Source organism: Kitasatospora sp. NPDC058492 (genome assembly GCF_042720685.1).
Taxonomy (GTDB): Bacteria; Actinomycetota; Actinomycetes; order Streptomycetales; family Streptomycetaceae; genus Kitasatospora.
On record NZ_JBHXMU010000056.1, the window covers coordinates 1 to 8,891 of the forward strand.

Here is an 8,891-nt window from a genome sequence, read left to right on the forward strand (position 1 = left end):
CTCTCGCCTCCGAGGCCGGCGATCCGGTCGCCCTCGACGGCCAGGCGGCCGCCCTCGACGACGCCGCCGGGCAGGACCAGCCGGGCGCCGGCCAGTGCGGTACGGTCACGGTCCGCGGTGGTCACGCGGTCACCTCCATGGAGAGCAGATCCCAGGCGAGCAGGCCCGCGCCCAGGGACGCGGCGGTGTCTTTGAGCATGGCGGGTACGACCTTCGGGGGCATCTGGAAGGTCAGGCGCTCGGTGACCGCCGTGCGCAGCGGGCCGAAGAGCGTGTCACCGGCCTCGGCCAGCCCGCCGCCGACGATCACCGTGGACGGGTCGAGCAGGCTCTGGGCGAGCACGATCCCGTCGGCGAGGGCGTCGACGGCGCCCTGCCAGACCGCGAGCGCGCGGTCGTCCCCGGCGTCCACCGCGGCGGCGCAGGATGCCGCGTCGGCGTCGGGGTCGCCGCTGGCCGCGGCCCAGGCGCGGGACACGGCGGAGGCGGAGGCGAGCGTCTCCAGACAGCCGCGGGCGCCGCAGCCGCACTGCGGTCCGCCCGGGCGGACCACGACGTGGCCGATCTCGCCGCCGTAGCCGTGCGCGCCGGCCTCGATCCGGCCGCCGATGCCGATGGCACCGGCGATGCCGGTGCCCAGCGCGATGAACAGGAAGCGGTCGACGCCCCGGCCGGCGCCGAGCCGGCCCTCGGCCAGGCCGCCCGAACGCACGTCGTGGCCGAGTGCGACGGGGATGGCGGCTCCGTCGGGCCCGGCCAGGCGCTCGCCCAGCAGCTTGCGCAGCGGGAGGTCCCGCCAGCCGAGGTTGGCCGAGTAGACCGCGATGCCGTTCCTCTCGTCGATCGTGCCCGGGACGGCGACGCCGGCCGCGAGCGGGGCGACGCCGAAGCGGCCCCGGCCCTCGTCCGCCAGGTCGGCGGCGAAGTCGAGGATGGCGGCGACCACGGCGTCCGTGCCGTGCTCCCGCCCGGTCGGTCGGCGTGCTTCGAACAGCACGGAGCCGTCCTGGGCGAGCAGCGCGGCCTTCATGCCGGTGCCGCCTACATCGAGTGCGATGACGTGCTTCACGGAGGACAGTTTCCCTTGGTCGGGTAGAAGAGGTCTAGTCCAGTTGTCGGATTGGTCTGGTCCAAAGTAGGTGAGCTTTGTCGCAGATGGGGTCGGTGTGAGCGGCTTTGCGTCGGGCGCCTTCCGTTCACCTTCTGTTGCGCATCGTGCAATGACGTCCGCACTTCGATAACTACTCGGCGGGCTCGGCACAGTGGTGTGGACCACCGCCCGGTGGGTTTGGCAGTGTTGCGCCTCCCCCCTCCCGGATTCCCCCGTCCGGTCGCAGTTCTCCCCTGAAGGCGGTACCCGCGTTGAACAGGCGCGCCCACGTTCCCACCCGCGTCCTCGGCACCGCGCTGGCCGGAGCACTGGTACTCACCGCCGTCAGCGCCTGCGGCGGGCAGAACGACGGGCCGGTCACCCTCAAGCTGGTCGCCGCCGACTACGGGGAGAGCGCCGACACCAGCTCCAAGCTCTACTGGGACGAGATCGCGCACGGCTTCGAAGCCGCCAACCCCGGCATCAAGGTCGACGTCGAGGTGGACAGCTGGACCGACATCGGCAAGAAGGTCGACGACATGATCGCGGCCGGCAAGTCCCCCGACCTGCTGCAGACCGGCGGCTTCGCCGACCAGGTCGCGGCGGACCGGCTGTACCCGGCCGCCGACGTGCTCTCGATGGACACCCAGGCCAACTTCCTGGACACCTTCGCGCACGCCGGGCAGGTGCTCGGCACCCAGTACGGCATCCCGTTCGTCTCCTCCTCCCGGGTGCTCTTCTACAACAAGGCCGTCTTCCGCCAGGCCGGCATCACCCAGCCGCCGGCCACCTGGAACGAACTGCGCCAGGACGCCGAGAAGATCAAGGCCAAGGTGCCGGGCGTGACCCCGTACGGGCTGCCGCTCGGGCCGGAGGAGGCGCCGGCCGAGTCCATGCTGTGGACGCTGAGCGGCGGCGGCAGCCTCTCCGACGACGTCGGCAACTACACCATCGACAGCACCCAGAACCAGGCCACCTTCAGCTGGCTGAAGAACAACCTGGTGGCCACCGGGCTGACCTATCCGGACCCGGGCAAGATGAACCGCACCCCGGTCTTCCAGGACTTCGCGGCCGGGAAGGTCGCGATGCTGAACGGGCACCCGACGCTGCTGCGGATGGCCACCGCCGGGAAGATCGACTTCGGGACGGCGCCGATCCCCAAGAAGGACGGCGTGGGCAAGACCGGCAGCCTCGGCGTCGCGGACTGGATGATGGCGTTCAAGGCCAACGGGCACAAGAACGAGATCAAGAAGTTCCTGTCCTTCGCCTACTCCCGCGAGTTCCAGCTGAAGTTCGACGAGCAGTACAACCTGCTGCCGGTCACCCAGGACGCGTTCAACCAGATGACGTCCGACCCGAAGCACGAGGACCTCAAGCAGTTCGCGGTCGGGCTGACCAACGCCAGCTTCTACCCGTTCGGGGACCCGGCCTGGGGCGACGTCAGCAACCGGATCAAGGCCGGGATCGGGCAGGCCGTCACCGGGGACCCGAAGCAGGCGCTCGCCGGGCTGCAGGACGCGGCGGTCAAGGAGGCGGCCCGGGTCCGCAGGTGAACCCGGGCCGGGGTGCTCTCCAGGGGCGGGGTCTCAGGGTCGGGCTCGTCAGGGTCGGGCTCGTCAGGGGAGCGTGATGGCGTAGGCCTTGCGGAGCGTCTCGTGGACCGTCCAGGTGGTCCGGTCGCCCTCGCGCAGCACGGCGCAGTCGCCCGGGCCGACCTCCAGGGTCGGGCCGCCCTCGACCTCGATGGTGGCCCGGCCGCTGAGCACCACGAACAGCTCGTCGGCCTCCACGTCGGTGACCACGCCTGGGGTGATCTGCCAGATGCCGCGCAGCTGGCGGCCGTCGGGGGACTCGGAGAGGACCAGGCCGGAGACCTCCGGGGTGCCGGAGACGATCTGGGCCGGGTCGAGCGGGTCGGGTTCGAGGTCGGCGGTGGGGATGTGCACGGCGAAGCTGGGCGTGGTCATACCGCCGACGCTAGCCGGGGCGGCCGGGCGCCGGAGGGCGCACAGTGTGTCCGGCTCACGCGGGAGAATGACACTCCGTAGTGATGGCGGAGGTGTCCTGGTGGGCGAGCTGAGTGAGCGGGACCTGGCGGTGCTGGCCCTGGAGGGGCGGCAGTGGCGGACGGCCGGGGCCAAGGAGCGGGCGATCCGGGAGGAGCTGGGGCTCTCCTCCACCCGGTACTACCAGCTGCTGAACGCGCTGCTGGACCGGCCGGAGGCACTGGCGCACGCCCCGGTGCTGGTGAACCGGCTGCGCCGGATCCGGGAGGCCCGTCGGTCCGCGCGGTAGCGGGAGGGGGCCGCGGGGTAGGGCTCGGGCATGGGCTTTGACGAGAAGTGGGTGCCGGTCACGGCTGCCGGGCGGGACGGGCTGCGGGCGATCCTGGCGGCGCCGGGCGAGGCGGTGATCGCGCTGGACTTCGACGGGACGCTGGCGCCGATCGTGGCGGACCCCGATCGGGCGCGGGCGCATCCGGGGGCGGCGGCCGCGCTGCGGGCGCTGGTGCCGGCGGTGCGGGCCGTGGTGGTGGTGACCGGGCGGCCGGCCGCGCTGGCGGCGGAGTACGGCGGCCTGGACGGGCTGCCCGGGGTCGTGGTGCTGGGGCACTACGGCGCCGAGCGCTGGGAGGGCGGCGAGGTGACCGCGCCGCCGGTGCACCCCGGGGTGGCCGGGGCGCGGGCGGCGCTGCCGGGCCTGCTGGCGGCGGCGGGGGCGCCCGAGGGGACGTGGCTGGAGGACAAGGGGCGCTCGCTGGCGGTGCACACCCGGCGCACGGCGGCGCCCGAGGAGGCGCTGGAGCTGCTGCGGGCGCCGGTCGGCGAGCTGGCGGCCGGGCACGGGCTGGTGGTGGAGCCCGGGCGGCTGGTGCTGGAGCTGCGGCCGCCGGGGGTGGACAAGGGCGCGGCGCTGACCGGCTTCCTGCGCGAGCGCGGGGCCGGCTCGGTGCTGTACGCGGGGGACGACCTGGGGGACGTGGCGGCCTTCGCGGCGGTGGAGAAGCTGCGCGGCGAGGGGGTGGCGGGGCTGCTGGTGTGCAGCGGCGCGGTGGGGGACGCGCCGGTGCGCGAGCTCGCCGACCGGGCGGACCTGGTGGTCGCGGGCCCGGCCGGCGTGGTGGAACTGCTCGCGGCGCTCGGCGCGGCCGTCGGCGCGGGCTGAGCCGGGCGGCAGCGCGTTGAGCGGGCCGGTTCAGCGCGCGCCGAGCTGGTTCACAGCGCGTTGAGCTGGTCGAGGAACCACTGCTGCGGTGGCAGCGCGGTGGCCGCCGCCGCTAGGCGCTTGGTGCGGTCGGCGCGCTCCTCCTCGGGCATGGTGAGGCCGGCGTGCAGGGCGTCGGCGGTGGCGATGACGTCGTACGGGTTGACGGTGAGCGCGTCCTCGGCGAGTTCGGCGTACGCGCCGGCCTCGCGGGAGAGCACCAGGGCGCAGCCGTGGTCGGACACCACCGGAACCTCCTTGGCGACCAGGTTCATGCCGTCCCGGATCGGGTTGACCAGGGCCACGTCGGCGAGCCGGTAGGCGGCCAGGGAGCGCGGGAAGTCGTCGTCGACGTGCAGGATCAGCGGCTGCCAGGCGGGGGTGGCGAACTCGGCGTTGATGTCCTCGGCGAGCCGTTGGACCTGGGCGGTGTAGGCGCGGTACTCGGCGAGGTCGGTGCGCGAGGGGTAGGCGAAGGCGATGTGCACCACCCGGTCGTGCCATTCGGGGCGGGTGCGCAGCAGGTGCCGGTAGGCCTGGAGGCCGCGGACGATGTTCTTGCTCAGCTCGGTGCGGTCGACCCGGACGATGGTGCGGCGCCCGCCGACGGCCTCGCGGAGGGCGGCGAGGCGTTCGTCGACGTCCGGGCGGTGGGAGCGTTCGCGCAGGAAGTCGGCGTCGGCGCCGAGCGCGTGGACGCCGAGCCGGGTGGTGCGGCCGGCGTGGGTGACGGTCATGGCGTCCCGGTCGACCTCGGCACCGAGCAGGTCGGCGCAGCAGTCGGCGAAGGCCAGCGCCCAGCGGCGGGTCAGGAAGCCGGCCCGGTCGGCGCCCAGGATGCCGGTGAGGACGGCCTCGGCGACGTCGTCGGGCAGCAGCCGGTAGTACTCGGGCGGGGCCCACGGGGTGTGCGAGAAGTGGCCGATCCGCAGGTCGGGGCGGGCGGCGCGGAGCAGTGCCGGGGTCAGCGAGAGGTGGTAGTCCTGGACCAGCACGGCGGCCCCGGGGGCGGCCTCGGCGGCCAGCGCCTCGGCGAAGGCGGTGTTGTAGGCGCGGTAGGCGGCCCACTCGGTGCGGAACCCGGCGTCGAAGGCGGGGGCGGTGGGGGTGGCGTAGAGCAGGTGGTGGACGAACCAGAGGGTGGAGTTGGCGACGCCGTTGTAGGCGCGGGCGAAGGTGTCGGGATCGATGTCCAGCATGCGGACGGCCTGGCCGCCCACGTCGTGCCCGGCGAGGTCGAGGCGGCCGTCCGGGGCCTCTCCGGCGGCCTGTCGGTCGGCGGCGCCGAGGGCGGCGCAGACCCAGACGGCGTCGGGGTCGTCGATGGCGGAGAGGCCGGAGACCAGGCCTCCGCCGCCGCGGCGGAGGGTCAGCGTGCCGTCGTCCGCGGTGCTGAACGACACCGGTCCCCGATTGGAGGCCACCAGGACGGGGGCGGTGCCGGTCGCACTCGAACGTTCGGTCGTGAGATCGCCCATGGTTGGTACGTTGCCTGGGCTCCGGAGCGGCAAACCCTTTCGGTGGGTGTTCAGTGTCGGGTCGCGTACTCGGGCACGGTGTGCATGGGCGGGCGTTCCAGGGCGGTCACCGGGTGGGTGTGGGCGGTGAACTCCCGGCTCTGCGGGTCGCGGGTGAACTGGGTCAGCAGCGGGTGGACGAGGTCGGCCGAGGCCTTCAGCCGGTGCGTGCGGTCGAGGCGTTCGAGGGCGGTGCGGTAGATGGTGGCGGCCATCCGGCCGAGGGCCTGGCCGTCCTGGTGCCGGTGGTGCCGGACGCCGACGTCCACCTGGGCCAGGGCGTCCAGCCCGACCGTCTCCAGCGCGTCGACCAGCAGGCCGAGTTCGACGCCGTAGCCGGTGGGGAAGGGGAGCCGTTCGAGCAGTGCGCGGCGGGCCGCGTACTCGCCGCCGAGCGGCTGGACGAAACCGGCGAGTTCCGGCCAGTGCAGGTTGAGCAGCGGGCGGGCGACCAGTTCGGTGACCCGGCCGCCGCCGGCCGGGACCACCGCCCCCTCCGTCTCCAGCGGCCGGTCGTACATGGCCTTGACCAGCTGGATGTCCGGTTCGGTGAGCAGCGGGCCGAGGATGCCGGAGACGAAGGCCGGGTCGAACTCGCGCAGGTCGGCGTCGACGAAGCAGACGATGTCGCCGCGGGTGACCAGCAGCGAGCGCCAGAGCACCTCGCCCTTGCCGGGGACGGCGGGCAGCCGGGGCAGGATCGCGTCGCGGTACTCCACCCGGGCGCCGGCCCGGGCGGCGACGGCGGCGGTGGCGTCGGCCGAGCCGGAGTCGATGACGACGAGTTCGTCGACCAGCGGGAGGCGCTCCATCAGCTCGCGGCGGATGGTGCGGACGATGTCGCCGACGGTGGCCTCCTCGTCCAGTGCGGGCAGCACCACGCTGACCGTGTGGCCGGTCCGGCGCTTGGCCTCCAGCAGGGCGTGCACCGGCCGGTCGACCGCGTTCCACGAGCGGCGGCGCAGCCAGGACGCCGCCTGCGGGAGCAGCGCGGGGGTCGGTTCGGCGGGCACGGGACTCTCCTCGGCGGGGTCGGTGGGACGCGCCATCTCGCGTGGCGGACGATCCCGTTCGGGGTTGACGCCTTCGGATACAGTCTTCGTACAGCGGCCGGACCTTTGCACGTCGGGGTCGCCGTTGAGCACCACCACAATTTCACAAGCTCATCCAGAGGGACTGAGGGAACGGCCCGTTGACGTCCCGGCAACCTTCTCGCGCGGCTGTCTGTCGACAGGCCCCGGCGGGACAGGTGCCAATTCCGGCCTGTGGCGCGACCGTGCCACGGGGAAGATGAGGAGAGAGGCCTCCGCCATCATGGCTATCGACACTGTCGCACCCGCATCCGTGGACCTCGGCCCCGCCACCGCGCTGTCCTGTCGGGAGTGCGGCACCCGCTTCCCGCTCGGTCCGAGCTTCGCCTGCCTGGAGTGCTTCGGCCCGCTGGAGATCGCGTACGACTTCGGCAGCGAGGGCGCCGAGGCGCTGCGCCGCCGGATCGAGGCCGGCCCGAGTTCGATCTGGCGCTACGCGCCGCTGCTGCCCGTCCCGGCCGACGTCGCCACCAAGCCCAACCTGAACCCCGGTTGGACCCCGCTGGTCAAGGCGGACAACCTGGGCCGCGAGCTGGGCTTCACCGCGCAGCTGCACATCAAGGACGACTCGGGCAACCCGACCCACTCGTTCAAGGACCGCGTGGTGGCCTGCGCCATCGAGGCCGCGCGGGCCTTCGGCTTCACGACGCTCTCCTGCTCCTCCACCGGCAACCTGGCCGGCGCGGTGGGCGCGGCGGCCGCCCGGGCCGGTTTCAAGTCCTGCGTGTTCATCCCGCACGACCTGGAGCAGGGCAAGGTCGTCATGGCCGGGGTGTACGGCGGCGAGCTGGTCGGCATCGAGGGCAACTACGACGACGTGAACCGCTTCTGCTCGGAGCTGATCGGCGATCCGGCCGGTGAGGGCTGGGGCTTCGTCAACGTCAACCTGCGCCCCTACTACGGCGAGGGCTCCAAGACGCTGGCGTACGAGATCTGCGAGCAGCTCGGCTGGCGGCTGCCGGAGCAGATCGTCATCCCGATCGCCTCCGGCTCCCAGCTGACCAAGATCGACAAGGGGCTGCAGGAGCTGATCAGGCTCGGCCTGGTCGAGGACCGGCCGTACCGGGTCTTCGGCGCCCAGGCGGCGGGCTGCTCGCCGGTGTCGGCGGCGTTCAAGGCCGGCCAGGACGTGATCCGCCCGGTCAAGCCGGACACCATCGCCAAGTCGCTGGCGATCGGCAACCCGGCGGACGGCCCGTACGTGCTGGACATCGCCCGGCGCACCGGCGGCGCGGTCGAGGACGTCACCGACGCCGAGGTGGTGGACGCGATCCGGCTGCTGGCCCGGACCGAGGGCGTCTTCGCCGAGACCGCGGGCGGGGTGACCGTCGGCGTGCTGAAGAAGCTGGTGGAGACCGGCCAGCTGGACCCGGCCAAGGAGACCGTCGCGATCAACACCGGCGACGGCCTGAAGACCCTGGACGCCGTCGCCGGGGCCGGGATGACCGCCGTCATCCGCCCGACCCTGGCGTCCTTCCACGACGCCGGCCTCGCGTCCGCCTGAAACACCCCCCACCCCGCTGGGTCGCACCCGCTAGGAGAACCATGAGCGCCAACGTCCGTATCCCCACCATCCTGCGCACCTACACCGGCGGCGCCGCCGAGGTGGCCGCCGAGGGCGCCACCCTGGGCGAGGTCATCGCCGACCTGGAGAAGAACCACGCGGGGATCGCCGCCCGCATCCTGGACGACGCCGGCAAGCTGCGCCGTTTCGTCAACGTCTACGTGAACGACGACGACGTGCGCTTCGCCGAGGGCCTGGCGACCGGGATCGCGGCCGGCGCCAGCGTCTCGATCATCCCGGCGGTGGCCGGCGGCTGCTGAGCCGCGCCCCGACCCGGGCACCCCGCCCGAGCCGTTCGTCCGACCGGCCGTGGGGGGCGTTCGGATAGCGGGGTGCGGAGCGGCGGGGGCGGGGGCGCGCTAGTGGGGGGGGATAGTGGGGGGGAGTGGGGGTGGTGTGTTGGGGGGGGGGGGTGGAGGGGGGGC

Annotated in this window: 9 protein-coding genes and 1 riboswitch; of the genes, 5 read left to right on the forward strand and 4 right to left on the reverse strand. The window is 73.4% G+C overall.

Features of this window, described 5'->3' with window-relative positions; genetic code table 11:
* Positions 1-121: 121 nt before the first annotated feature.
* On the reverse strand, positions 122-1,069 hold the full coding sequence (locus tag ACFWPI_RS29815; RefSeq protein WP_063348236.1) for an ROK family protein: 948 nt from the start codon (positions 1,067-1,069) through the stop codon (positions 122-124).
* Between the two features lie 293 nt (positions 1,070-1,362).
* Here ACFWPI_RS29815 and ACFWPI_RS29820 point away from each other — a divergent pair, with 293 nt between their 5' ends.
* Positions 1,363-2,643, forward strand: coding sequence for an extracellular solute-binding protein (locus ACFWPI_RS29820; RefSeq protein WP_063348235.1), 1,281 nt, complete (start codon positions 1,363-1,365; stop codon positions 2,641-2,643).
* A gap of 63 nt (positions 2,644-2,706) precedes the next feature.
* On the opposite strand, the gene ACFWPI_RS29825 is transcribed toward ACFWPI_RS29820, so the two are convergent.
* Positions 2,707-3,057, reverse strand: a complete 351-nt coding sequence (locus tag ACFWPI_RS29825) for a cupin domain-containing protein (RefSeq protein ID WP_063348234.1) — start codon at positions 3,055-3,057, stop codon at positions 2,707-2,709.
* Between the two features lie 67 nt (positions 3,058-3,124).
* Between ACFWPI_RS29825 and ACFWPI_RS29830 the strand changes: the two genes are divergently transcribed.
* A complete protein-coding gene (locus ACFWPI_RS29830) occupies positions 3,125-3,385 on the forward strand; it encodes a DUF3263 domain-containing protein (RefSeq protein ID WP_063348233.1) in 261 nt (86 codons plus the stop codon).
* A 30-nt stretch (positions 3,386-3,415) separates the two neighbouring features.
* The gene (otsB, locus tag ACFWPI_RS29835) at positions 3,416-4,255 is read left to right on the forward strand and encodes a trehalose-phosphatase (RefSeq protein WP_063348232.1); all 840 of its coding nucleotides are present in this window, start codon (positions 3,416-3,418) and stop codon (positions 4,253-4,255) included.
* Positions 4,256-4,305: 50 nt separating this feature from the next.
* Here the strand turns inward: otsB and ACFWPI_RS29840 are convergent, their stop codons facing one another.
* A complete protein-coding gene (locus ACFWPI_RS29840) occupies positions 4,306-5,772 on the reverse strand; it encodes a trehalose-6-phosphate synthase (RefSeq protein ID WP_380374799.1) in 1,467 nt (488 codons plus the stop codon).
* 50 nt (positions 5,773-5,822) lie between these two features.
* The gene (locus ACFWPI_RS29845) at positions 5,823-6,824 is read right to left on the reverse strand and encodes a glucosyl-3-phosphoglycerate synthase (RefSeq protein WP_380374801.1); all 1,002 of its coding nucleotides are present in this window, start codon (positions 6,822-6,824) and stop codon (positions 5,823-5,825) included.
* Between the two features lie 147 nt (positions 6,825-6,971).
* A riboswitch (SAM riboswitch) is annotated at positions 6,972-7,108 on the forward strand.
* Positions 7,109-7,125: 17 nt separating this feature from the next.
* Between ACFWPI_RS29845 and thrC the strand changes: the two genes are divergently transcribed.
* Both thrC and ACFWPI_RS29855 read left to right on the forward strand, forming a co-directional pair.
* Complete coding sequence (gene thrC, locus ACFWPI_RS29850) at positions 7,126-8,406, forward strand: threonine synthase (RefSeq protein WP_380374802.1); 1,281 nt, start codon at positions 7,126-7,128, stop codon at positions 8,404-8,406.
* 41 nt (positions 8,407-8,447) lie between these two features.
* Positions 8,448-8,726, forward strand: coding sequence for a MoaD/ThiS family protein (locus ACFWPI_RS29855; RefSeq protein WP_063348229.1), 279 nt, complete (start codon positions 8,448-8,450; stop codon positions 8,724-8,726).
* Positions 8,727-8,891: the final 165 nt, after the last annotated feature.